Source organism: Variovorax paradoxus (genome assembly GCF_030815975.1).
GTDB classification, from domain to species: Bacteria; Pseudomonadota; Gammaproteobacteria; order Burkholderiales; family Burkholderiaceae_C; genus Variovorax; species Variovorax paradoxus_N.
In genome coordinates this window covers 4,670,053-4,693,184 of record NZ_JAUSXL010000002.1, presented here as the reverse complement: position 1 = coordinate 4,693,184, position 23,132 = coordinate 4,670,053, and the positions used below count along the sequence as shown (strand labels likewise).

General features: G+C 64.3%; 25 protein-coding genes, 1 tRNA gene and 1 pseudogene. 15 read left to right on the top strand and 12 right to left on the bottom strand.

Going from position 1 to position 23,132, the window contains the following annotated elements; all coding sequences use genetic code 11:
- Positions 1-8: 8 nt before the first annotated feature.
- The 3 genes and pseudogenes from QFZ47_RS25795 to QFZ47_RS25785 all read right to left on the bottom strand — a co-directional run bounded on the left by QFZ47_RS25795 (position 9) and on the right by QFZ47_RS25785 (position 3,904).
- Complete coding sequence (locus QFZ47_RS25795; RefSeq protein ID WP_307658339.1) at positions 9-1,052, bottom strand: ABC transporter permease; 1,044 nt, start codon at positions 1,050-1,052, stop codon at positions 9-11.
- A pseudogene (locus tag QFZ47_RS25790) lies at positions 1,045-2,080 on the bottom strand (microcin C ABC transporter permease YejB). The gene QFZ47_RS25795 and the pseudogene QFZ47_RS25790 overlap by 8 nt, the downstream one beginning before the upstream one ends.
- Positions 2,081-2,107: 27 nt before the next feature.
- Entirely contained in the window at positions 2,108-3,904 is a 1,797-nt protein-coding gene (locus QFZ47_RS25785; protein WP_307658338.1) for an extracellular solute-binding protein, read from the bottom strand.
- A gap of 37 nt (positions 3,905-3,941) precedes the next feature.
- Between QFZ47_RS25785 and fabI the strand changes: the two genes are divergently transcribed.
- On the top strand, positions 3,942-4,724 hold the full coding sequence (gene fabI, locus QFZ47_RS25780) for an enoyl-ACP reductase FabI (RefSeq protein ID WP_021007408.1): 783 nt from the start codon (positions 3,942-3,944) through the stop codon (positions 4,722-4,724).
- An 18-nt stretch (positions 4,725-4,742) separates the two neighbouring features.
- Entirely contained in the window at positions 4,743-5,594 is an 852-nt protein-coding gene (locus tag QFZ47_RS25775) for a DNA ligase (protein WP_307658337.1), read from the top strand.
- Between the two features lie 39 nt (positions 5,595-5,633).
- Here the strand turns inward: QFZ47_RS25775 and QFZ47_RS25770 are convergent, their stop codons facing one another.
- Positions 5,634-7,934, bottom strand: coding sequence for an arginine/lysine/ornithine decarboxylase (locus tag QFZ47_RS25770; protein ID WP_307658336.1), 2,301 nt, complete (start codon positions 7,932-7,934; stop codon positions 5,634-5,636).
- Positions 7,935-8,047: 113 nt separating this feature from the next.
- Here QFZ47_RS25770 and QFZ47_RS25765 point away from each other — a divergent pair, with 113 nt between their 5' ends.
- The 3 genes from QFZ47_RS25765 to QFZ47_RS25755 all read left to right on the top strand — a co-directional run bounded on the left by QFZ47_RS25765 (position 8,048) and on the right by QFZ47_RS25755 (position 9,562).
- Entirely contained in the window at positions 8,048-8,473 is a 426-nt protein-coding gene (locus QFZ47_RS25765) for an NfeD family protein (RefSeq protein WP_307658335.1), read from the top strand.
- A gap of 44 nt (positions 8,474-8,517) precedes the next feature.
- Positions 8,518-9,447: an SPFH domain-containing protein gene (locus QFZ47_RS25760; protein ID WP_307658334.1), complete on the top strand. Its 930-nt coding sequence runs from the start codon at positions 8,518-8,520 to the stop codon at positions 9,445-9,447.
- 24 nt (positions 9,448-9,471) lie between these two features.
- Positions 9,472-9,562 (top strand) — tRNA-Ser (locus QFZ47_RS25755).
- Between the two features lie 221 nt (positions 9,563-9,783).
- Here the strand turns inward: QFZ47_RS25755 and QFZ47_RS25750 are convergent.
- The 4 genes from QFZ47_RS25750 to QFZ47_RS25735 all read right to left on the bottom strand — a co-directional run bounded on the left by QFZ47_RS25750 (position 9,784) and on the right by QFZ47_RS25735 (position 12,476).
- Positions 9,784-10,257 (bottom strand): DUF4411 family protein, encoded by a 474-nt coding sequence (locus QFZ47_RS25750; RefSeq protein ID WP_307659016.1) that lies wholly within the window; start codon positions 10,255-10,257, stop codon positions 9,784-9,786.
- Positions 10,250-11,401, bottom strand: coding sequence for an ImmA/IrrE family metallo-endopeptidase (locus QFZ47_RS25745; protein WP_307658333.1), 1,152 nt, complete (start codon positions 11,399-11,401; stop codon positions 10,250-10,252). The genes QFZ47_RS25750 and QFZ47_RS25745 overlap by 8 nt, the downstream gene beginning before the upstream one ends.
- Before the next feature lie 88 nt (positions 11,402-11,489).
- Positions 11,490-11,684, bottom strand: a complete 195-nt coding sequence (locus QFZ47_RS25740) for a hypothetical protein (RefSeq protein ID WP_307658332.1) — start codon at positions 11,682-11,684, stop codon at positions 11,490-11,492.
- A 171-nt stretch (positions 11,685-11,855) separates the two neighbouring features.
- The gene (locus QFZ47_RS25735) at positions 11,856-12,476 is read right to left on the bottom strand and encodes a hypothetical protein (protein ID WP_307658331.1); all 621 of its coding nucleotides are present in this window, start codon (positions 12,474-12,476) and stop codon (positions 11,856-11,858) included.
- Between the two features lie 671 nt (positions 12,477-13,147).
- Here QFZ47_RS25735 and QFZ47_RS25730 point away from each other — a divergent pair.
- The 8 genes from QFZ47_RS25730 to QFZ47_RS25695 all read left to right on the top strand — a co-directional run bounded on the left by QFZ47_RS25730 (position 13,148) and on the right by QFZ47_RS25695 (position 19,659).
- A complete protein-coding gene (locus tag QFZ47_RS25730; protein ID WP_307658330.1) occupies positions 13,148-13,369 on the top strand; it encodes a helix-turn-helix transcriptional regulator in 222 nt (73 codons plus the stop codon).
- Position 13,370: 1 nt separating this feature from the next.
- Complete coding sequence (locus tag QFZ47_RS25725) at positions 13,371-14,231, top strand: hypothetical protein (protein WP_307658329.1); 861 nt, start codon at positions 13,371-13,373, stop codon at positions 14,229-14,231.
- On the top strand, positions 14,228-14,569 hold the full coding sequence (locus tag QFZ47_RS25720; protein ID WP_307658328.1) for a hypothetical protein: 342 nt from the start codon (positions 14,228-14,230) through the stop codon (positions 14,567-14,569). Before QFZ47_RS25725 ends, QFZ47_RS25720 begins: the two co-directional genes overlap by 4 nt.
- Entirely contained in the window at positions 14,566-14,835 is a 270-nt protein-coding gene (locus QFZ47_RS25715; RefSeq protein WP_307658327.1) for a hypothetical protein, read from the top strand. The genes QFZ47_RS25720 and QFZ47_RS25715 overlap by 4 nt, the downstream gene beginning before the upstream one ends.
- Positions 14,832-15,791: a hypothetical protein gene (locus tag QFZ47_RS25710; protein WP_307658326.1), complete on the top strand. Its 960-nt coding sequence runs from the start codon at positions 14,832-14,834 to the stop codon at positions 15,789-15,791. Before QFZ47_RS25715 ends, QFZ47_RS25710 begins: the two co-directional genes overlap by 4 nt.
- Positions 15,788-16,285, top strand: coding sequence for a hypothetical protein (locus QFZ47_RS25705; protein ID WP_307658325.1), 498 nt, complete (start codon positions 15,788-15,790; stop codon positions 16,283-16,285). The genes QFZ47_RS25710 and QFZ47_RS25705 overlap by 4 nt, the downstream gene beginning before the upstream one ends.
- Before the next feature lie 398 nt (positions 16,286-16,683).
- A complete protein-coding gene (locus QFZ47_RS25700) occupies positions 16,684-17,307 on the top strand; it encodes a hypothetical protein (protein ID WP_307658324.1) in 624 nt (207 codons plus the stop codon).
- A 30-nt stretch (positions 17,308-17,337) separates the two neighbouring features.
- Positions 17,338-19,659 (top strand): hypothetical protein, encoded by a 2,322-nt coding sequence (locus QFZ47_RS25695; protein ID WP_307658323.1) that lies wholly within the window; start codon positions 17,338-17,340, stop codon positions 19,657-19,659.
- A 67-nt stretch (positions 19,660-19,726) separates the two neighbouring features.
- Here the strand turns inward: QFZ47_RS25695 and QFZ47_RS25690 are convergent, their stop codons facing one another.
- Positions 19,727-20,695, bottom strand: coding sequence for a hypothetical protein (locus tag QFZ47_RS25690; RefSeq protein ID WP_307658322.1), 969 nt, complete (start codon positions 20,693-20,695; stop codon positions 19,727-19,729).
- A gap of 152 nt (positions 20,696-20,847) precedes the next feature.
- Between QFZ47_RS25690 and QFZ47_RS25685 the strand changes: the two genes are divergently transcribed.
- Entirely contained in the window at positions 20,848-21,060 is a 213-nt protein-coding gene (locus QFZ47_RS25685) for a helix-turn-helix domain-containing protein (RefSeq protein WP_307658321.1), read from the top strand.
- 189 nt (positions 21,061-21,249) lie between these two features.
- Complete coding sequence (locus QFZ47_RS25680; protein WP_307658320.1) at positions 21,250-21,558, top strand: hypothetical protein; 309 nt, start codon at positions 21,250-21,252, stop codon at positions 21,556-21,558.
- A 58-nt stretch (positions 21,559-21,616) separates the two neighbouring features.
- Here QFZ47_RS25680 and QFZ47_RS25675 read toward each other — a convergent pair whose 3' ends face one another.
- The 3 genes from QFZ47_RS25675 to QFZ47_RS25665 are packed head-to-tail and all read right to left on the bottom strand — an operon-like array spanning position 21,617 to position 23,114.
- Entirely contained in the window at positions 21,617-22,414 is a 798-nt protein-coding gene (locus QFZ47_RS25675; protein ID WP_307658319.1) for a helix-turn-helix domain-containing protein, read from the bottom strand.
- Complete coding sequence (locus QFZ47_RS25670) at positions 22,411-22,680, bottom strand: hypothetical protein (protein WP_307658318.1); 270 nt, start codon at positions 22,678-22,680, stop codon at positions 22,411-22,413. Before QFZ47_RS25670 ends, QFZ47_RS25675 begins: the two co-directional genes overlap by 4 nt.
- 11 nt (positions 22,681-22,691) lie before the next feature.
- Positions 22,692-23,114, bottom strand: a complete 423-nt coding sequence (locus QFZ47_RS25665; protein WP_307658317.1) for a hypothetical protein — start codon at positions 23,112-23,114, stop codon at positions 22,692-22,694.
- Between the last annotated feature and the right edge of the window lie 18 nt (positions 23,115-23,132).

The following is a 23,132-nucleotide window of genomic DNA, read 5'->3' as shown; positions in this document are numbered from 1 at the left end:
TTCGTCGCTCACTTGTCGGCCTTCCGCGGATCGAGGGCGTCGCGCAGCGCGTCGCCCATGAAGGTGAGAAGCATCAGCGTCACGACCAGCACGCCAAAGGTGGACAGCGAGATCCACCAGGCATCGATGTTCGCCTTGCCCTGGCTCAGCAGTTCGCCGAGCGACGGCGTGCCCGGCGGCACGCCCAGGCCCAGGAAATCGAGCGAGGTCAGCGCCAGGATGGCCGCGCTCATGCGAAACGGCAGGAAGGTGACGACCGGCACCATGCTGTTGGGCAGGATGTGGCGCCACATGATCTGCAGGTTGCCCACGCCCAGCGCACGCGCGGCGCGCACGTAGTCCATCTGGCGGTTGCGCAGGAACTCGGCGCGCACGTAGTCGGCCAGGCCCATCCAGCCGAACAGGCTCAGAAGGATCAGCAGCAGCGCCACGCTGGGCGCGAAGATCGCGCTGAAGATGATCAGCAGGTAGAGCTCGGGCATCGATCCCCAGATCTCGATGAAGCGCTGGAACGCGAGGTCGATCTTGCCCGCGAAGTAGCCCTGTACCGCCCCCGCGGCCACGCCCAGCACGGTGCCGATGAAGGTCAGCGCCAGGCCGAACAGCACGCTCACGCGAAAGCCGTAGATCAGCTGCGCCAGCAGGTCGCGGCCGCGGTCGTCGGTGCCGAAGAAGTTGTCGCCCGACGGCGCCGCTGGATTGGGTTGGGAAGCGAAATAGTTCAGCGTGCGCGGACCATAGCGGTTGGGCGCATAGAGCGCCCAGTTGGAGCCCTCGGTGATGCGCTTCTGGATGAAGGGATCGAGGTAGTCGGCTGGCGTCTCGAAATCGCCACCGAAGGTTTTCTCGGAGTAGTCGCGCAGCACGGGGAAGTAGGTCTGCCCGGCGTAGCGCACGACCAGCGGCTTCTCGGTGGACAGCAGTTCGGCGAACAGGCTCAGCACCACCAGCGTCGAGAAGACCACCAGGCTCCAGAACCCCAGCGGATTGCGGCGGAAGCGGCGCCAGGCGCGGCGGCCCGGGCTCGCGGAAACAACGGCGGCGCTAGTCAAACTTGACCCTCGGATCGACCCAGACGTAGCAGAGGTCGGAAATCAGCTTGGTGACCAGGCCGATCAGCGTGAACAGGTAGAGCGTGCCCAGCACCACGGGATAGTCGCGGCGGATCACGCTCTCGTAGCTCAGAAGGCCCAGGCCGTCGAGCGTGAACAGCGTCTCGATGAGCAGCGACCCGGTGAAGAACGCGCCGATGAAGGCCGACGGAAAGCCCGTGATGATCGGAATCAGCGCATTGCGGAACACATGCTTCCAGAGCACCTGCCGCTGCGACAGCCCCTTGGCGCGCGCCGTCAGCACGTACTGCTTGCGGATTTCCTCGAGAAAGGAGTTCTTCGTGAGCATGGCGGTGACGGCAAAGCTGCCGAGCACCATCGACGTCACCGGCAGCGCGATGTGCCACAGGTAGTCGACGATGCGCGCGCCCCAGTTCATGCTTTCCCAGTTGGGCGAGGTGAGGCCGCGCAGCGGAAACCACTGCAACTGCCCGCCGAAGAATCACCAGCAGTGCCACCCCGAGAACAAAGCCCGGAATGGCATAGCCGATCAGCACGATCAGCGTGGTGACGAAGTCGAAGCGCGTGCCGGCCCTCACGGCCTTGGCCACGCCGAGCGGCACTGCAATGAGATAGCTGATGAAGAAGGTCCAGAGGCCGAGGCTGATGGACACCGGCATCTTCTCCTTGATGAGCTGCCAGACGTCCTTGCGCTGATAGAAGCTGGTGCCCAGGTCGAAGCGCGCGAACGACTTCAGCATGGTCCACAGGCGTTCGTGGGGCGGCTTGTCGAAGCCGTAGAGCTTCCTGATGTCTTCGACGCGCTGCGGGTCGAGGCCTTGGCGGCCGCGGTAGCCGGCCCCGCTGGACGCGGCCCGCTCGCCGCCCGAATCGCGCCCCTGCAGCTGCGCCACCATCTGCTCGACCGGACCGCCCGGCACGAACTGGATCACGCCGAAGGTGATGACCAGCACGCCCAGCAGCGTCGGGATCATCAGCAGCAGGCGCTTGAGGATGTAGCTTGTCATTCGATGTTCATGCCGGGTGCGGCCGCGTCATTTGTTGGCGGGCGAAGCCCACCACGTGGTGAGCGCCCAGTCGCCGGCATCGTAGTACGGCGGAAGGGCCGGCGGCAGCACGAACGGGGCCGGCCGGTAGCCGACCAGGAAGGCGTTGCCGTAGTACTGCGGAATCGAGTAGTAGCTGTTGGAGAGCACCCGGTCGAGCACGCGCATGGCAGTGGCCAGCTCGGGCCGCGTGGTGGCCACCAGCACCTTGCCGACCACGGCGTCCACGGCCGGATCGGCAATGCCCCAGATATTGGACGAACCCTGCGTGTCGGCCGCCTTGGAGCCGAACAGCTCGAGCAGCTCGCCGCCCGGCGCGCTGTTGCCGGGCAGGCGCAGTGAGGTCATCTCGAATTCGAAGTTCTGCATCCGCTGCTGCGAGAGCGAGAAATCGACCGTGCGGAACGTCATCTCGATGCCGAGCTTGCGCAGCGCCGTCTGCAGCGGCGTCACGACGCGGATCAGCCCCGGCTGGTCGTTGAGGAACTCGATCGTGAAAGCCTCGTTCTTCGCGTTGCGCAGCGCGCCGTCGCGATAGGTCCAGCCGGCCTCTTCCAGCAGCGCCCTCGCCTTGCGCAGGTTCTCGCGCAGGCTGTTGGGCGGCGCCGTGCTCGGCGGCTGCGGGGCCGAGCCGAACACCTCGGGCTTGAGCTTGCTGCGCAGCGGCTCCATCAGCGCCAGTTCGTCGGGCTTGGGCAGGCCCTCGGCGTGAAACTCGCTGTTCGGGAAATAGCCCTGCACCCGCGTGTAGATGCCGTAGAACAGCTGGCGGTTGAGCCATTCGAAGTCCATGGCCAGGCCGATGGCCTGCCGCACGCGCACGTCCTTGAACTTGTCCTTGCGGATGTTGAAGACGTAGCCCTGGAAGTCGCCGGGGTTGTGGTTCTCGAAGGCGCGCTTGACGATCTCGCCGCTGTCGAACTGCTTGCCCTTGTACTGGCGCGCCCAGTTGCGCGAGGTGAATTCGCGCATGAAATCGAACTCGCCGGCCTTCAGGCCCTCGAAGCGCGCGGTTTCGTCCAGGTAGACCCTGAAGGTGATGCGATCGAAGTTGTACAGCCCCTTGCGCACCGGCAGGTCGACGCCCCAGTAGTCGGCGCGGCGCACGTAGGTGATGTCGCGGCCCAGGCGGTCACTCGCCGGCTTGTACGGGCCGGAGCCGATCGGCATCTCGGTGACGATCTGGTCGAAGGGCTTGCCCCCGCCCCATTGCCGGCTGAAGACCGCCATGCCGCCGATCACCAGCGGCAGTTCGCGGTTCGGGCTCGCGAAGTCGAAGCGCACGACGCGCTCGCTGGTGGCCGTCGCCTTCTTCACTTCGGCGTAGATGGTGCGGTACTGCGGTGCGGCCAGCGGGCCGGTCAGGGTATTGAACGAGTGCACGACATCGGCGGCCAGCACCGGCGAGCCGTCGTTGAAGCGCGCCTTCGGGTTCAGGCGGAAAGTGGCCGAGAGGCGGTCGGGCGCCACCTCGACGTCTTCGGCAAGCAGGCCGTAGACCGTGGTCGGCTCTTCGGAATTGCCCGTCATCAGGCTCTCGAACATCAGCGAGCCGATGCCCGAGGGCGCCGTGCCCTTGAGCGTGAACGGGTTGAGCTTGTCGAAGTTGGTGGGCCGCGTGGGCGGCACCATCCGGATCTCGCCCCCCTTGGGCGCGTCCGGATTGACATAGCCGAAGTGGGTGAAGCCCGGCGGATACTTGATGTCGCCGAACTGCGCGTAGGCATGGGCGGCCCATGAAGGGGCCGCCGAGAGCGCCAGAAAAAAGAGCAGCCAAACCCGCATGCGAGAATTCTGCCCAAGATTTTCACGAGGCAACTTCATGGGCTTTCTTTCCGGCAAAAAACTGTTGATCACCGGCGTGTTGAGCAATCGCTCCATTGCCTACGGCATAGCCAAGGCCTGTCACGAACAAGGCGCCGAGCTGGCTTTCAGCTATGTCGGCGAGCGATTCAAGGACCGTATCACCGAATTCGCCGCTGACTTCGGCTCCAAGCTTATTTTTGACTGCGACGTGGGCGACGACGCGCAGATCGACAAGCTGTTCGCCGATCTGGCGCAGACCTGGCCCAGGTTCGACGGGTTCGTGCACAGCATCGGGTTCGCGCCGCGCGAAGCCATCGCGGGCGACTTCCTCGAAGGGCTCTCGCGCGAGGGCTTCAAGATCGCGCACGACATCAGCGCCTACAGCTTCCCGGCCATGGCCAAGGCCGCCCTGCCCTATCTCAACGACAAGTCGGCCCTGCTCACGCTGACCTATCTCGGCGCCGAGCGCGCGCTGCCCAACTACAACACCATGGGCCTGGCCAAGGCCTCGCTCGAGGCGTCGGTGCGCTACACCGCGGCTTCGCTCGGGCCCAAGGGCATGCGGGTCAACGGCATCAGCGCCGGCCCGATCAAGACGCTGGCGGCCAGCGGCATCAAGGGCTTCGGCAAGATGCTGTCCGCGGTGGCCGACGCCTCGCCGATCCGGCGCAACGTGACCATCGAGGAAGTCGGCAACGTGGCCGCCTTCCTGCTGAGCGACCTGGCCAGCGGCGTCACCGCCGAGATCACCTATGTGGACGGCGGCTTCAGCAACGTCGTCGCGGGAATGGCCGAGTAATCGATTGGCAGCGGCCTCTTGCTGAACCGACGCTCCCTGCTGCTCGCCGGCCTCGGCGCGCTCGCGGCCCGCGTGGCCGCCGCGCGCGAGGCCGCGCCGGCGTTGATGCTGGCCGAGGTCTACCGCCCCGGCACGTCGCTGGCCGACTACTGGGTCAGCGAAAAATTCGACGGCGTGCGCGGTTACTGGGACGGCAAGCAGTTGTGGACGCGCGGCGGCGAACCGGTGGTGGCACCCGCCTGGTTCATCGCGCCGCTGCCCAAACAGCCGCTCGACGGCGAGCTGTGGGCCGGCAGGGGCCAGTTCGCACATGCGGTTTCCACCGTGCGCAGCCAGACGCCCAACGACACCGCCTGGCACAGCATGCGCTTCATGGTGTTCGATCTTCCGGCCCAGGGCGGCGATTTCACGGCACGGCTCGCCGCGCTGCGCAAACTGCTGCCGATCACCGATGCGCCGTGGGTGGTGCCGGTGCCTCAAGAGCGCGCAACCACCCATGCGGAGCTGCAGGCGCTGCTCGGCAAAACGGTGAAGATGGGTGGCGAAGGCCTGATGCTGCACCGCGGCGGCTCGCTCTACCGCGCCGAACGCAACAGCGACCTGCTCAAGGTCAAGCCCCACGACGATGCCGAGGCCCGGGTGGTCGGGCACATGCCCGGAAAAGGCAGGCACAGCGGCCGATTGGGGGCGCTCCTGGTCGAAACACCCGAGGGCAAGCGCTTCAAGCTCGGCGGCGGCCTGACCGACGCCGAGCGCGACAATCCGCCCGCCGTCGGAAGCTGGGTCACCTACCGCTTCAACGGCACCAACCCCGGTGGCCTGCCGAGGTTCGCCCGCTTCATGCGGGTGCGCATCGACCCGCCCTCCTGAAGCGCGGCGCGCCCACGGCGCGCGCGCACGCTCGCTTCCTTATTTCTTCGGCGCCGCCACGCAGTCCGCGTAGTAGCGCTTCTTGCCGGTTTCGTCGATGCGCGCCACAAGGCCGTGGATATCGGTCTCGAAGCCCGGGCACTGCAGGTTGAACTCGCGCGAGAACTTCAGGTAGTCGACGATCTTCTTGTTGAACACCTCGCCCGGAATCAGGAGCGGAATGCCCGGCGGGTACGGCGTGATCAGGCTCGTGGTGATGCGGCCTTCGAGCTCGTCGATCTCCACGCGTTCGGTCTTGCGGTGCGCGATGTGGGCGAAGGCGTCGCTCGGCTTCATGGCCGGCGTGAGGTCGCTCAGGTACATCTCGGTGGTGAGCCGCGCCACGTTGTAGCGTGCGTAGAGCTGGTGGATGTGCTGGCACAGGTCGCGCAGGCCCAGGCGCTCGTAGCCCGGATGCTGCTGGCAGAACTCCGGCAGGATGCGCCACATGGGCTGGTTGCGCGCGTAGTCGTCCTTGAACTGCTGCAGCGCCGTGAGCAGCGTGTTCCAGCGGCCCTTGGTGATGCCGATGGTGAACATGATGAAGAAGCTGTAGAGCCCGGTCTTCTCGACAATCACGCCGTGCTCGGCCAGGAACTTGGTCACCACGCTCGCGGGAATGCCGGTCTCGGCAAAGTTGCCTTCGAGATCGAGGCCGGGCGTCACGATGGTCGACTTGATCGGGTCGAGCATGTTGAAGCCATCGGCCAGGTCGCCGAAGCCGTGCCAGTTGCGCGGCGACTTCTTGGTCTTGCGCTTGGCGTCCTTCTCGCCCTTCATGATCCAGTCGTCGGCGCGGCCGATGCCTTCGTCGACGAGCTTCTCGGGCCCCCAGACCTTGAACCACCATTCGTCCTTGCCGAACTCTTCCTCGACCTTGCGCATGGCGCGGCGGAAATCGAGCGCTTCGAGAATGCTCTCCTCCACCAGCGCGGTGCCGCCGGGCGGCTCCATCATGGCGGCGGCCACGTCGCAGCTCGCGATGATGGCGTACTGCGGGCTGGTCGACGAGTGCATCAGGTAGGCCTCGTTGAACAGGTCGCGGTCGAGCGCGCGGTTCTGCGAGTCCTGCACCAGCACGTGGCTGGCCTGGCTGATGCCCGCGAGCAGCTTGTGGGTCGACTGCGTGGCGAACACGAGCGAATCCTTCGGCCGCACGCGGCGCTTGCCCATGGCGTGGTAGGCACCGTAGAACGGGTGGAAGGCGGCATGCGGCAGCCAGGCTTCGTCGAAGTGCAAGGTGTCGACGTAGCCGTCGAGCATGTTCTTGATGATCTCCGTGTTGTAGATCACGCCGTCGTAGGTCGACTGGGTGAGCGTCATCACGCGCGGCTTGACCTTCTCGTGGTCCACGTCGGCGAGCAGCGGATTGGCCTTGATCTTGGCCTTGATGGCGCTCTGCTCGAACTCGCTCTTGGGAATCGGGCCGATGATGCCGAAATGGTTGCGGGTGGGCTTCATGAACACCGGAATCGCGCCGGTCATGATGATCGCGTGCAGGATCGACTTGTGGCAGTTGCGGTCGACCACCACCACGTCGTCCGGCGCCACCGTGTGGTGCCAGACCATCTTGTTGCTCGTGCTAGTGCCGTTGGTCACGAAGAAGCAATGGTCGGCGTTGAAGATGCGCGCCGCATTGCGCTCGCTGGCCGCCACCGGGCCGGTGTGGTCGAGCAGCTGGCCGAGTTCCTCCACCGCGTTGCAGACGTCGGCGCGCAGCATGTTCTCGCCGAAGAACTGGTGGAACATCCGGCCCACCGGGCTCTTGAGGAACGCCACGCCGCCGGAGTGGCCCGGGCAGTGCCAGGAGTACGAGCCGTCTTCCGCGTAGTCGATCAGCGCCCTGAAGAACGGCGGCTGCACGCCTTCGAGATAACTCTTGGCCTCGCGGATGATGTGGCGCGCCACGAACTCCGGCGTGTCCTCGAACATGTGGATGAAGCCGTGCAGTTCGCGCAGGATGTCGTTCGGAATGTGGCGCGCGGTCTTGGTTTCGCCGTAGATGTAGATCGGCACGTCCGCGTTCTTGCGCCGCACCTCGCCGATGAAGGTGCGCAGGTTCAGCACGGCCGGGTCGAGGTCGGGGCCGACCGTGAATTCCTCGTCGTCGATCGACAGGATGAAGGCGCTGGCGCGGCTTTGCTGCTGCGCGAACTGGCTCAGGTCGCCGTAGCTCGTGACGCCCAGCACCTCGAAGCCCTCGCTTTCGAAGGCCTGCGCGAGCGCGCGAATGCCGAGGCCCGAAGTGTTTTCGGAGCGGAAGTCCTCGTCGATGATGACGATGGGGAAGCGAAATTTCATGAGCAGGGCTCCGGACAGGCAATGAGGCGAGGCGCGAAGTGTACGGAATTCGGATGAAGGATCGAGTCAGGTTTTGACACAGAATGTCGTGCATTCACCAAAGAGGAGAAGTCATGGCGAATTCCACCATCTGGTGGCTGATAGCGGGGGCGGCCATCGTGCTGGAGTTGCTTTCCGGCACGGTGTACCTGCTGCTGCTGGCGACCGGCTTCGCGGCGGCAGCCATTGCAGCGCACCTGGGCGCCGGCACCGTCGCGCAACTGGTCGTGGCGGCTGTCGTGGGCGTGGGTGCGGTCCTGGTCTGGTATGCCGTTCAGCGGCGGCGCCCGGCCGCGCCGCCGACGGCGGCCAACCGCGATGTCAATCTGGACATCGGCGAGACCATTCACGTCGAGGCATGGAACCCCGACGGCACCGCCACCGTTCGCTACCGCGGCGCCCAGTGGACCGTGATTCCGCGCGCGGGCCAGGCCCCTGCCACCGGCGAGCATCGCGTGGTCGAGGTTGTCGGCAGCCGCCTCGTGGTCGACAAGACCTGATCAGAACAGAACAGAACAGAACAGAACCCTAGAGGAGAAACACCATGGAATTTTCGGTACCCATCATCATCCTGGTCATTGCGATCATCTTCATCAGCCAGTCGGTCAAGTTCGTGCCGCAGCAGAACGCATGGGTGCGCGAGCGCCTGGGCAAGTACCACGGCACCATGACGCCCGGGCCCAACTTCCTGATCCCGTTCATCGATCGGGTCGCCTACAAGCACAGCCTGAAGGAAATTCCGCTCGACGTGCCGAGCCAGATCTGCATCACGCGCGACAACACCCAGCTGCAGGTCGACGGCATCCTGTATTTCCAGGTGACCGACCCGATGCGCGCGAGCTACGGCTCGTCGAACTACATCGTGGCCGTGACGCAGCTGGCGCAAACCTCGCTTCGCAGCGTGATCGGCAAGCTCGAACTCGACAAGACCTTCGAGGAGCGCGACGTCATCAATGCGCAGGTGGTCGCGGCCATCGATGAAGCGGCACTCAACTGGGGCGTGAAGGTGCTGCGCTACGAGATCAAGGACCTGACGCCACCCAAGGAAATTTTGCTGGCCATGCAGGCGCAGATCACCGCCGAGCGCGGCAAGCGCGCCCTCATCGCCGCGTCCGAAGGCCGCCGCCAGGAGCAGATCAACATCGCCACCGGCGAGCGCGAGGCCTTCATCGCCCGCTCCGAAGGCGAAAAGCAGGCCCAGATCAACAACGCCCAGGGCGAGGCTGCCGCCATCACCGCCGTGGCCACCGCGACGGCCGATGCCATCGAGCGCGTGGCGGCCGCCATCCAGAAGCCTGGCGGCGAGCAGGCCGTGCAGCTCAAGGTGGCCGAGCGCGCCGTGGATGCCTACGGCAAGGTTGCGGCCGATTCCAAGACCACGCTGATCGTGCCGAGCAACATGACCGAAACGGCAGCCCTCATCGCTTCGGCCATGCGCATGGTTCAGGCCGGCAAGCCGCAAAATCCGGCCTGATCGACTGCTACAATCGAGGGCTCAGGAGCGGTGGATGAGCGGTTTAAGTCGCACGCCTGGAAAGCGTGTGAGGGTTAATAGCCCTCCGCGGGTTCGAATCCCGCCTGCTCCGCCAGAACCCTATATTCCATGCGGGTTCCGAGACCATTTCGATCTGTATTCACCATGACATCCACCATGGAATGAGGCGCTTGTTTAGGCCTCTAGATCGGTAGTGAAAACCTTAAACGGCCCTCTTGAGGGCCGTTTCTTTTTTGCCGCGCTAACGCGGCTCGCCGTCACCTCGTGATGTGTTGCTTCTACCGGGTGCGGAAGCCGAGCGTCCGGCCCGACTCGTCAGAAGACTTGACCCGACCGCCTGATGAAGTCGAGGAACGAGCGGCACGGCACGGCCACGCCGCCCATGTTGCAAACGGCCGGAATCTTGTAGCGGCGCCGGTCCGCCGGAAGTTGCGCCTGCACGCTCTCGTTGCTGAGCAGTTCGTGCCGAGTGCAGCGCGCCGTCGCGATGATGAGCAGGTCGTTCTCGCCAACGCCGTTCGGGTGGTAGTCGTCGCCGACGACGCCGATCAAGCCCTTGATGCGATTCGCCTCCAGCGTGACTGCATTGCTGACTGGTAGCACAAGGATGCCGGCCGCACGAAGCCACGCGCCGCAGTCAGGCGAGACGTGCGTCGTCTCTTCCAGCGCAACGAACGAAATCTTGATGCGCGCCGCATGAATCTCCGCAGCCAGAAAGGTCCAGAGCCTTGGAAAGATCGCGGTGGGATAGTTATCCCAGGCGTACACGGCAGAGGACGCGTCAAGCACCAGCAACGTGCCGCTCCAAGGTGTGCAGGTCCGAGAGCTTCAGCCCGTCCAAGTACGAACACGCCTTGGTCGCAGTGATCCGACGCGCGTTGAGCGCGTTCAAAACCGTCCCGACGAACATGTCACCGAAGATGTGCTTTGGCTCGCGGTGGCGATACGCCCTATTCCCGCCAGCCTCTTCCTCATCGTCTGCCATGCCGCGCACGTGGGCTCGGTAGGCCGTGTAGTCATCACGCGCGAGACGCCCGGCGTCCAAGAGGCGCCGAAGAATCACTTCGCCACTCACCCCCCATCGCTGCCGGTAAGGCGCGAGCCACCCGTCGAACTGCTCCACGGCGTCCGGGCGCTCATCGTCACGGACCTGCGCCAACCGCGCGTCAGGAACCAGAAGATTCCCAGCGAATGCGTTCGCGTCTCGCTCGTGCCCGTGGCGCGAATGCATGTCAGCGTCGTCATCGATCGAACTAGCCCGATGAAGCATCAGGTGCCCCAGTTCGTGCATGAGCGTGAAGGTCTGCTGAGTCTCCCATCGCGACTTCTTGACGAAGATCACGGGGCACACATCGCTGTACAGGCTGAAGCCCAAGATCGGACTGTCCTTCGCGATCTGCCAACGCCCAGCGTACCCATTGCTGCGGAAGACCAAGATGCCTTTGGCCTCGACGGCAGCCCTGAAAGCATCGAAGGTGTTCGCCCGTTCGAGGTTCAACCAAGCACGGACAGCAGCAGCCGCAGCAGCAGGTTGATCGGCCCTGACGTTGATCGGCCTGAAGATCGGGTAGTCGTCGGCATGAAGCTCTTCGCGTAGTGCAAGGTACAACTCGCGCTGACGCTCGGCACGCTCGATCAGCTTGCGAACAGCGTTCGATATTTCGGGCTTCTGATTGGTCAGCGTGCGGTACTGGACCGAGTGAACGCGGTTCTCATCAACCGGGCCTTGGTCAAGAAAGAAAAGAGCACCGCGACCAAAATAGTCCGCGAGCTTGCGCAACTGGGGGAAGGTCAGCCCTGTCCCGTCTTCCATCAATTTGGCGAACGCCTTTTCCGGCACGCCCGCCTCGGCCGGGAGATCGTCGAGCGAGACGCCGCGATCGGCCGCGCACCAGCGGATGCGGTCCCGATTGATCGACTCGATGCGGTCCATGGCGTTGTTCTGTTTTGACTTGGTGGCGACGGCGGCGGCTACGCGCCCGCGTTAGGCCTACTCGATAGTAACTGACTGTTGCTCAACCCTAGCCAGTAGCCTGCCGTGGGCCGCTCGCCACGGGCCTGAGCCACTCACTTGCAGCCTCAGCCGGCGTCATCGCGCGCAGTCGCGGATCGCGCCAGAGGTCGGCGGCGACCTCTTCCAGCGTCTCGGGGTCGACCGTGCGCCACTGACGCTGAAGCCGGTGCGCACAGGCATCGATCCAGAGTTCGGCAGGCATCTAGTCCATGCCTTCATCATAGGTGACAACTGTATATTTGTCCAGTATTTACTAGGGCGCACCTGAGACGCAATGGCGCCCCGCCAGCCCGCCTCGCGCAGGCTTTTTCGTGGACGTGTGTCAGGCGCCAGTCGTGTGGACGGCGCCGCTCGGGTGAGTTGCCACCACCGATCAGACTGGCACGGCTGGAACAACTGGCCCGGCCGGCATGCCCGGCAAATCGAACATGTGCAAGCCGCTGCTCTCGCGCTTCTTCCGGCGGGCCTCGATCAAGGTCCGCTTGTGCTTCATGGCGATCACCGGGTCCCAGTCACCTCTGGGCCGAGCTTGGATTTTTGCCACACCTCGTAGTTCGGCCGCCAGCTCTGCCGCGCTGATGCCCAGCCCGGCATATTGGTACTGACGCTCTTCGAAGTACTCCCAGTAGTCGGGGGCGTCCGCGAAATCGCCAGCAGCGCTGATCGCCCCGTCGGCGAGTTCAACCTGATAAGGCACGTCCAGAATTTTGAGCAGCAGGTCCGGCCGAACGACCTTCCACTCAACGTCGTGAGCTTTCACGTCGAACTTGGGACTTGCCACCGACGTGTGCAACATGCCGTGCTCATCTTCTTCGCCATCGTCGCCCGCCACCGAAGCGCAATCTGCCGCGAACTTCTCAAGCTGGGCGGCGACCTGAATCGCCAGCAGCACGAGGTCTTTCCGATCCTTTTTCCACAGCATCAGCCAATCCTTGCCCAAGGTCAGGCTTGAGCCGACTACCACGCCGATGAGACTTGCGATTCCACTGTCCATACGCCTGCATGAGTTCGTTGTTGAGCTGGCTCAGAGAGACGGTTCGAGCCAGACTGATTCCAATCGTATCTGGAATCAATTGGGTGACCGATGCGCGACTACATCGGCAACGACCCGGCCGGGTTCGTGATCAGCTTGAAGCTGCACCGCCGTCACCTGAGCGAAAGCCAGCGTGCCGCCGTTGCAGCGAACTGGCGAACCTGACCGAAGGCGGCGACAGGAAGTCCGATCACTCTGCAAATTTGCAGAGTGGTGCGATCAGTCAAGCCGACGCGGCCGGCATGTTGAACGTCAGCACGCGCAGTGTTGCCGCCGCTGCCAAGGTGCAGCAATCCGGCGTACCCGAACTCTCGGCCGCCCTCGATGCTGGCGAGGTCAGTGTGAGCGCTGCCGCTGTGGTCGCGGCGCTCCCGTTGAGCAGTTGCAGGCAGTCGCGGCGTCTGGCCTGCGAGCGGCGATATAGGTACGAACGTTAGCGTAGGTTAACAAGCGCCAAGCCGCCTCGCGCATGACGCATGCACGGGGCTTGCGCGCGCATCGCATTTAAGGCGCGATCGGCCAGGAAGCCGCAGCCAGCCTAGCGATTCGCGTTTTCGGAAAACGACCCCCAGCTGCGCGTCCTTCCGCAGCAACCATCGGTGCAGCAACTACTTCCGCAGCCCCAAATCATCATGGATCAAGTCGAAAAACCCATCGAACCCTTGCTGGACGACACGCAGGTTGCAGCCGTCCTCGGCATCAGTGTCGAGACGCTCGCCGCGTGGCGCCATACCGGCCGCGTGACGCTGCCATTCGTGCGTGTCGGCGGCCGGCTCGTACGTTACCGAAAGACCGATGTCGAGGCCCTGATTGCCGCTGGCGTGCAGCCCCGTCCCGAACCAGAAGAAGTCTGACATGCGCCGCACCATCGCCAACCTGATCGAGGCAACGCGCCTCAACTTCGGCGCCCACGCGGCTCCCAGCCTCGTCAGCGCCCTCAATTCCCCAGATCGGTGTCTCGCCAACCACTTCAGCCAAAAGCCCGCCAATACCCGCCTCAAGGAACTTCGCACCATGCTCTTCACGCCCAGCCCCCTCGCCCAAGACAACCTGAGCCCCGCTGAAATCGACAACATCTGTGTGGTGTTCACCGATGGCTCTGTCCAACGCGCAGCCGCCCGCCTGAATCTGACGCGCCAGCGCGTCGCCGAAGTTGCTGGCTACCGCAGCGCGATTGCCGAGGCCGTGGCGGCTGCTGGCGACGTGGGCGGCGTCACGCCTGAGCAGATCGTCGCGGTCCTTGCTGGCCTGATCGGCGCAGCCGACGAAGAGCTTGCTGCTGTGCGCGAGGACCACGCCGCACATGATGCATCCCGCAAGGGCCGCCGCGATCAACTGGCGCCGCTGACCTCCGCCGTCACCGCAATGCAAAACCGCCTTGCCGTCGAGCGCGACTCGCTGCTCCACCGCCTCGACGCCGCCGCGCGCCTCGTGAACGGCCCCGGCGACGCCATCCGCCAGCGCTACAGCATGCTGGTGGCGAGCGGCCTGAAGGCCGAAGAGATCAATGGCCTCGGCGCATATGACCCATCCGAGGATGCTCGCGACAAGCAAGCGGCCATGCGCATTCGCTTCGATGAAGTCACCGCGATGCTCGACAAGTGTCGCGCCTATTCCGATGACCCGCGCCGCAGCGTAGTGCACCTCGATGGCCTTGGCTTCGATGCCCTGATCGCGGCGACCTACCCTGAGCGTGCCGCAGAGGTTCCGGCGTGAACGCTGCGGAAGGCCGCCGCTTCGCCCGCGTTGTGCTCGGCGCTCCAGAGGCGGATGAGCCGCATCCCAGCGTAGTCGCCGAGACGCTGGCCGTTCGCCGCGATAAGCGCCTGCGTGGCCTCGCGAAGCGCGCGACATACCAACTGCGCTACCTGATTGACGTGGCCGCGTTTGAGCACTTCCTCTCTCGTGCTGCGCTGGTGGCCCTCGAAGGCGAGAACCCCGCCGCGTGGCTCGAAGCGCAAGCGCGGGACATCTGCCAGGAACAGGCGTTAACTCGTGATGAGCATGCCCGCGTGGCATTGCGCGTTACCGTCGCCACGGAGGCCCACCAATGACGACCCGCATCGCAAAGATGCCTGCCAAGAAAAGCCCGTCGCGGCCAACAAAAGCCTATGTCCCCGGTGGTTTCCTCGCGCGCGGCCGAACTGGCTTCGTCGCCATAACTTTGCGCCCGGACAAGAGCGGTCTTGACCTAACAAAACCTAACAAATCCGCTCCTTTCTCGCAGGAGCAAAGGAACGGCTTTTTGTTAAGTTTTGCTAAGGTGTTTTCGCGCTCAAAGCAGCATGCGCTCGGCTGCGGCCAGGGGGCGCCGCAATGAAAGCACCTCGTGTCGGAAACGCGGTCTCGGCCCTGAACGCCCAGCGCCTGCGCGAACTCGAATCGCGGCGACAGGCTACGACGATCCTTCAGCCCGGCGAGGTCGCGGGCAAATTGTCCCCCGCGCGCATGCTGACCACCTCTCTCGGTGGGCAGGTACGCCCGATCACGCCGGCCGACCTCGCTGCCTTCCGCAAGAGCGTCGCGCAGTTGGGCGACAAGGCGCGCCAAGGGCTGACTGCGCGAGAGGCGTTGGCGCTTTCGCGAACCGTGGACGTTGAGCGAGCGAAAGCAGAGATTCGATACAGCCTCCCGTCGCGGCTCCAGGCCGGCAAGGTGCACTTCGTGACGAACAGCGGGCCACAGTCGAAGGTCAGCCGACATCACGTCAACGTCGAGTTCACCCAATACGCGGCAGCGCTGGCTCGGCCGGGCACGCCGGCCCAGTCCGCTCAGTGGCTGTGCAAGGAATCACCCTTGCGCTTCGAGTGCGATTGCGAGCATTTCCGCTACTTTCTACGCTTCGTCGCCACCGCTGGTGGCTGGGTTGCTGGCCGCGCCGAGCACGGCATGCCGAAGCTCACGAACCCAACGCTCGACGGCGCCTGTTGCAAGCACCTTGCGCGCGTTCTGACGGACACGCAGTTCAGCGTCGGTTTGCGTCGGCGCATCGCGCAGATGGTGGAGGCCGACCGCGCGCGCATTGATCGCCCCGGCAAGCTCAAGTCTAAGATTTTCGTGGTGCCACAGGCTGAGGCCGAACGAATGCTGCCGAAGAACGCGCGCCGCATCGTGGTGCCTGTTGTCGGCCGTGGTGCATCGCTGCCGAAGCCCGCCACAAAGGCAGATGTCGCCCACGCCATGAAGGCTCTGCAAGGCCGCGAGGGCATCGATAACGCCGTGATTCTGCGGGCGCTCCAAAACCTCATGAACCAACCCCAAAGGGCGACCCAATGAACGACGACACCCAACCGACCACCGACGCCCGCGCGCTCGATGCTGAGCTTTTCGACCGCCTCGCGCTCAACGCCGACGGCCAGCCGTTTGACGACAACGATCCTGAAACGTGGGAGGCGGCCGACGAGGCCGAGCCGGAGGTCGTGCACCTTGGTGCGGCGCGATTCAAGATCATCGATGCTGATGCGTTCGACCTGGCTGTCGCTGCCGGCGCAATTGAGGAAGGCTCGCCGCCGACCCTGTGTATGCGCGTCGCGCTCGACCCAGGCGCGCAGGCGCCCATGCCGGCCATCGGTCAGTTCCTCGTCGTCGCAACCGATGAGCCGAACGTGAGCATCCTGCTGCGCGTCTGGCTTACGTATGACGACCTGCACGACCCGGCTGCACCGGACCTCGGACCACATGCGATGCGGAACGAAGCGCTCGACGTGCTCGAAAAAGATCAGGCGCTGCTCGTGCAAGTCTTCGACGAAGGCGACGAGGTGACTGCATGAAGTCGTTCCACAGCCATGCCCTTCGTGCGCGAGGGGCCGCGCAGCAAGCGGCCCGTGATGCTGAAGCCCGAGCGATCCGGTCAGCCACTGCGAACGAAAGGACCGTCGCTCCCCAGCCTCTTGCGGAAGTGCGACCGCCACGCTCTGCGCTGAAGCGCGCCTCTCCGATTCCGCCTGCTCCTGAGGTCCAACAAGGACCGGATCAATTCCTGCGCAGCATCGCGCGCCGACTGCAAACCTGAACGGACAAAAGACACCATGGCAAAGAACGCAAACGGCACCATGCCCCCGCTCACCAGCGACTGGGGCGGGCTGTCGCCTCACCTGATCGCGTCGATCTTTGCGGTCAAGAAAACCCCCTCTGAAGACCGGCGAGCGATCCCCTCTGGCAGCGTGACATGTCGCAGCCGGAGGTACTCACGCCGCTCACCGACGGCAACATTGAGGCCGTCATGAACTGGCAGTCGCCATTCGAGAACGTCGGCCCCGATCAGAAGTTTTCTTCGTTCTCTGCGCTCTTGCAAGTCGGCGGATTTTCAACGCTGATCGCTCAGTTGAAGCGTCTGTTCCCGCAGGCGAATCTCGACGCCGTGTCTGATGCCGCGACAACCCTCGAAGGACGCAGCAACATGACGAAGTTGAACAGCACGCAGGTGTTCAATGGCGCGGCACCTGTGAAAATTCCGGTGACTGCACATTTCCGAGCGTTCCGAGATGCTCACGCGGAAGTTCGAGCACCGATGGACCAACTGATGCAGTGGTCCCTGCCGCAGAAGATTGCCGAAACGATCATCAGCGCCGGCAAGCTGTTCCCTTCCGAGACACCACAAATCGTCGGAATGAAGTACGCGGACATGCTGTTCATGCCGCTGGTGATCGAGCAGATTTCCCACCCGTTGACGGGGCCGCGCGACGCACAGGGCCGGCTCGCGCACGTTTCGCTGACGATGCAACTCGCCACGCTGACCGCCCTCGACCGCAACGACTGGCGTGCCACGCGCAATCTCGCCGATGTCATCTGACCCAGCTACAACACCCTCTGAGTAAACGACATGGCATCCAGCAGCTTCAAGCATGACGATCAAGGCTTCTTGGTCGGCGAACTCATCGAGACCAATCGCGACCTGATGCGCTTGCAGCAACAGGGCGTAGCCGTGTGGAAGACGATCCGCACCGATGTGAAAGCCATTGCCCGCGCGGTCGGCGCTCAGGTGGCGACAACTAACCGCGTGAGCCGGCCCGGCGCCAGCCCGCGCCCCTCAATCTCCCCGGTGACGCGCACGCCTGCCGTGGTGGCGGTCGGCCGCTCCGGCGCCGCACAACGCAGCAACACCTCGGTCGGCCGCGCTCGCCTCGCGATGCCGACCGTGACGACTCAGCTGCGCGGCTCGAACGGCCGCTTCAGCGCGGGTCAGCGAGCGGGCAGCAACGCCGCCACCTTCGGCAGCGCGAGCACCATGCGAAAGCTGTCCGAGGGTGTCAGCCGGCTGTCGGCGCGGTTGCCCGACACTGACCGGGTTGATCCGACGCTCGACGCTGCGAAGGAAGTCAAGGCCGTTGTCTCGCCGCTGGGCCGTGGCCTGTTCGGCATGTTCGGTCGCGGCGCCGAGCGTCGAAAAGAGCGTTGGTACGCGCGCATTCTGAAGGCGCTGAAGCCCACAGGCGCGAAAGCTCAGGCGGGAGGCGGCGCCAGTTTCTTCGGCGTCGGTGGCAGCGGCGCCGGTGGCGCGCTGAGTAACATCCTCGGCACTGCCGGTGGCAGCATGGCTGGCGGCCTGCTCGATCGTTTGCTCGGCAAGGGCGGCAAGTTGCTGCGCCGCATCCCCCTGCTCGGCGCTTTGCTCGCGGGCGGCGGTGCCCTCGCGGGCCTCTTTGGCGACGACGATCCGTCGAAGTCGGCCGACGAGAACCGCACCGGCCGCTTCCGGGGCGTCGGTGAAGCAGGCGGCATGCTTGCGGGCGGCCTCGCGGGCATGAAGGCTGGCGCGTTGATCGGCGCATTCGTCGGTCCAATCGGCGCGGCCGTCGGCGGCTTCCTCGGCGGGGTGGGCGGCGCGCTGCTCGGCGAGAAGTTCGGGGCGAAGGTCGGCGAGTGGACGAAGACGCTCGTGGACTCCGACATTCCCGGGAAGGTGGTTGCCGCGTGGAACGTCACGACGGCCGCCATGGGTGCCGCGTGGGGCTCATTTGCGCAAGATGCAAAGACCTTGTGGGCCGGCATCACCGACAAGGCCTCCGCTTGGTGGGATGACACCAGCAAGGCGGCGAAGACCATCGCCGGGCAGGTGGCGACGCTGGCCGACGGCATGAACGACTGGTTCAAGGCCAAGACGGGCATCGATGTGAAGGGGATTGCTAACACGGCGGCCACCGACGTGAAGGAGGCGGCTGGCGACGCGTGGAATAAGACCAAGCAGGTCGCCCGCGCTGGCTGGTCAGCCGCCAAGGGCTACGGATCGGATGCGCTCGATGCGGCGAAGACCGGCGCCGCTGCGCTGGTTCCGAACACCATGAAGCGGGCTTACGACGCGGGCGCGGCGGCCGTGGACAAGATGGGCGCGGCGGTGAGCGGCAGCGGACTCGGCGGCGTGATCGCCAAGCACGAGGGCGGGTACGGCTCGTTCAATCGCGGCGCGGCCGGCGACTCGCGCGGCGCCACCATGGACTTTTCGAACATGACGGTCGATCAGATCATGGCCGCGCAGGCGCTCGAAAAGGGCGACAAGAACCGCCTGTTCGCGGTCGGAAAGTATCAGGTCATCCCCTCGACCATGAAGGAGGCGGCAAAGTCGATGGGCTTGAAGGGCGACGAGAAGTTCACGCCCGAATTGCAGGAGCGCATCTTCAATGAGCACCTGACGGACAAGAAGCGCCCGGAAATCTCCGGCTACATCCGAGGCGAACACGATGACCTCGGGGCAGCGCAGCGCGCCGGCTCGCGCGAGTGGGCATCCATTGCCGACCCGAAGACCGGAAAGAGCTTCTACGCCGGTAGCGGCAACAACCGGGCTGGCCTATCGGCGGATGCCTTCGGCGGGTCGCTCAACGATGCACGGGACCGGTACAAGGCGCTCATCGCGCAGGGCGTGGATCAGAAGGTGGCATATGCGACGGCACTGGGTGGAGGTTCGGCGGTCGCGGCAGGTGTTTCGACCCCGACTCTTCCGGCCGCGCCGTTCCTGAGCGTGCCGTCGGCCGCGCCTTCGAAGATTCCGGCAGCGCCTGAGCTTCGCGATCCGCCAGCCCCCTTGAACAGCGTCGGGCCGGGCCGGAGCGTGGCACAGATCACCCTACCCGAGACAACAGGTCAGAACGTACGGGATCGGGGCATCGCGCACATCGTGACCGGGGGGCTCGGCGCGGCAGGCCAGTGAGTCCCGGTGCCGCTACTAGCCGAGCAGCGGCGCCATGTCGCGCGCCACGAGGCGTTGAGCTTCGCGATCAGATGCCACCGATGCACTTGGATGTGATCTTGGCGAAGGTCGAGGCTTGGCCGCTCACCAAACGCCCTTGGACGCTTCCTGTTTGAATGCCATAGCCAGCGACCACGCTACCAACGACGATGTTGTCGCCTCCGAAGACCTTTGAACCAGTCGCGTTCACAATCGAGTTGCTGCCGGTGATCGGGTTGTAAATCACCAGGGTTTCGCCATCCATCTGCGTTATCTTGCCGCCGAATGCTCCGATATCCGAAGACCGTCGCAGGCTGATAGCTGATGCGTCGAGCGTTGATTTGTCGTACCCATTGGCGACACCCCATTCGCGGCAATTCTGGGGGTTCACGGTCTTCGTGCGCAGACTGCCTTCCCGAGCTTCTGTGACTCGCTTTTCGCAGGCGTCAGCAGCACCCAGGTCGCGCTGACTACGCCACCCCTCTTTGGCCGGCTCCAGTTTGCATTCACCGATGGCGTTCGCGTCCCCGGATGCCGCGCGAGCGACGATGGCGTCTACAGCCTTGTTGTCGGCGGCCTTCTTCGCCGCCACGCTCCGCTCAAGGGCTTCGGTGTTCTGGGCGAGACGCGCATCGCGAAGGGGCTTGACGGCAAGGAAGCACTGATTCGAGTTGAGGTAGAACGGATCGGCAAATCTCGTAGTCGCTTCACGGCAGGCCATCATCTCCGTGAAGTTGATATCGCCCTGTTTTTCGAGGTAGATCTGCTTCGCGATCTCGATGTACTCAGCTTGCTGCTGAGGGGGCACAGTGCCTCCAACATTGATCGGACGCCTTTGCGGTGTCTGCTGCGCGACTGAGGCGGCCGGCCCTTCCTGGGGCGCGCCGGCAGCTTCGTTGACAACGGCGCCAATAAACGCGCCAAGCAATCCCGCCTTCAGGTCGCGCGACGGGTCTGCAAGGGCGGGAGCTGATGACGCGGTGGCAGCGATCATTGCGATGGCGCAGAAAAATTTCATGGTGCTTCTCATCAAAGATGGGATGGGGCCGCGTTTGAAGTCCGCGACTATCGCCAGCGCGTCGTAAGAAAAGCGCCAGTGCGGCGCACTGTATCAAATGTCACGATTAGTGTGTTCACGAATAAGTCACACCCCTGCACCCTCGCAGGCAAGTGAAACCTCTTCGCATCAGATTCGGCAACCGTGTTCGTGACCTCCGTCGCGCGACGGGACTCTCGCAGGAAGAGTTCGCAGAGAAGTGCGGTTTCGCCAGAACCTACATGAGTCGAATCGAGACGGGCGGGGCCAATCCATCGTTGGATGCAATCCAAACGCTGGCGACAGCCCTCAAGACCCCGCTGGGCGATCTGTTCAAAGGCCTATAGGCCGCGCCTCGCCGAGCGCGGCGTCATCACACTCCCTCAGTTTGAGGATGTACCCAGCCCCGGCCCGTTGGCGCTGAAGCAATTCTCGGCAAGCGCGACACTGCACGTAGTGGTCGCGCAGCTTTCGCCGGAGTTCTCCACGCCATCGCTCTGCTACCCTTCGGCCGAACTGCCAGACTGGAGCGTGCAATGGATAGACGGGCCGAATTGATCGACGCAATTATTGTTGAGATTGGTCGCATCTTTGGTGAGAACGGCTTCGACGGAGACGCCTCACAGTACGAATGGCTGCTCGCAAACTATGGCATCACCGAAGAGGCGGATGTGCAATGGCAGCATGTCTGCGAGTACGAGCGCGCTGAGATTCCAGAGGACGACTATGAGGAAGCCGAACTGGAAGAGCTTTACACATGGCTTGAGGCCGATTCGACCGTGCTGGCATTCCTCGATCACATGCTGACGCAGTACCGCGCGCTGTCCACTGTCTACCCCCGCTAGCGTCGAGCACCTCAGCCGCGCGGGGGCGGATTTGAGATCGGACCCTTTGCCGGCGTTCTCAGGTTTCGCCGTCTTCGAGTGGCAACGGATCGGCATCGCCGATCTCAGCCAGCGCGCGGCGCAGATCGCCGTCAAGGCTGTCGTGCAGCGCGACCCGCTTTCGGGCGTCATCGAGTGCGGTTTCGAACTCCTGCATGAGGCGCACGACGGTCGCGCTGCCGCGTTGGTTCTGGAAGGCGCCGCTGTTGGCGCGCACGAACGCAGCGAGCGCCTCCAATAGACCCTCGCCCGCCGCGAGCAAGCCGCGCACGTTGCCGACGTTCGGGCCGACGATCCGGGCATGGCGCGCGACCTGATCGACCGTGGCCTCCGCCACGCGATGAAGCATGCCGCGCACGCCGCGCAGGGTCGCGTGCCTCAAGGCGAGCGCCGGATCACGCTCGGGCTCGTTGCTTTCGCCGACCAAGTAGTCGAGCGATACGCTGTATAGGTTCGCCGCTTTGATGATTTCAAAGATTGGCGGAAGGCGGCGTGAGTACTCCCATTGATTGAGTTGGGCCGGCGTGCTGTAGCCAAGTAGGCCCGCCGCCTCTGCTTGGCCGAGGCCGGATAGCTCGCGGGCCTTCAGCAGACGAGGACCAACTACTCGCCGCAATTTGACGTTTGCATCGCCACGAAAGATGGCGCGCGTGGTGCCCACATTGTCCGAGGGTGCGGCCTCGCCGCCCTCGGGTTCGTAGGTCACGCTGTCGTTTGCCGAGTCCGCCGCGCTGGCGGAAACCGATACCAGTCCGGCGAACAAATTTCCCATCGCCGGAATCTCGGCTTCCGGGCTTGCGGTAGAGGCGGCGTTCAAGCTGCACCGCCTTTCAGGACGACGAACATCGGGGTTTGCGGCTGGTGCTGGTTCTGCTCGAACTCGCGCGGAGTCTGATGCCATTTGCAAAAGCGGTCGGCCGGGTTGGCTGCACCGCTCTCCGCGCAGCCGTGCGGGCGTTTTACGCAAGAGTCGCACGTCCGACCACGATGAACCAGGGTCACGACGACAACGTGGTCTATGCCCTCATAGCGAAGGATGTCATGCACCACTCGGTGCGTCATTGTCTCGGATGCGAGATTCATTGAGTTGAGCATTACTGTGTCCCTCCGACCAGCGTCAGCACGGGCCGGTCGGCCCGATGGATGCCGGCTTCGAACTCGGTTGCTGTCTGGTGGTCGTCGCACCACTGATTGGCTGTCCCCCCGTCGTCTGCGGCTGGGTACAAATTCATGCATCTGCCGTACTCATCGACGCCGCCGTTCTCCAGCCATTCGCGGTCTTTGAGGCCGTCGGCAGAGCAATTCGAGCAGTTTCGCGAGACGTGAACGCGGACCTCGCCACCGTCGTGCGTGCCCGTGTTGTCGGTCCATGTGACGCGCGCGATGTGGTACATCTTCTTTTGCGGTGGGGGCGGGTTCAAGTTCTGGCGGCGTTCGTTAGCAACCATGGCCTCGGCGGCCCGCAACAGCTTTTGCGCCGGCGAGAGTTCTGTCGGAGGGGTCTGTTTTTCGGTCATGACGGGTTCCGGTTGAAT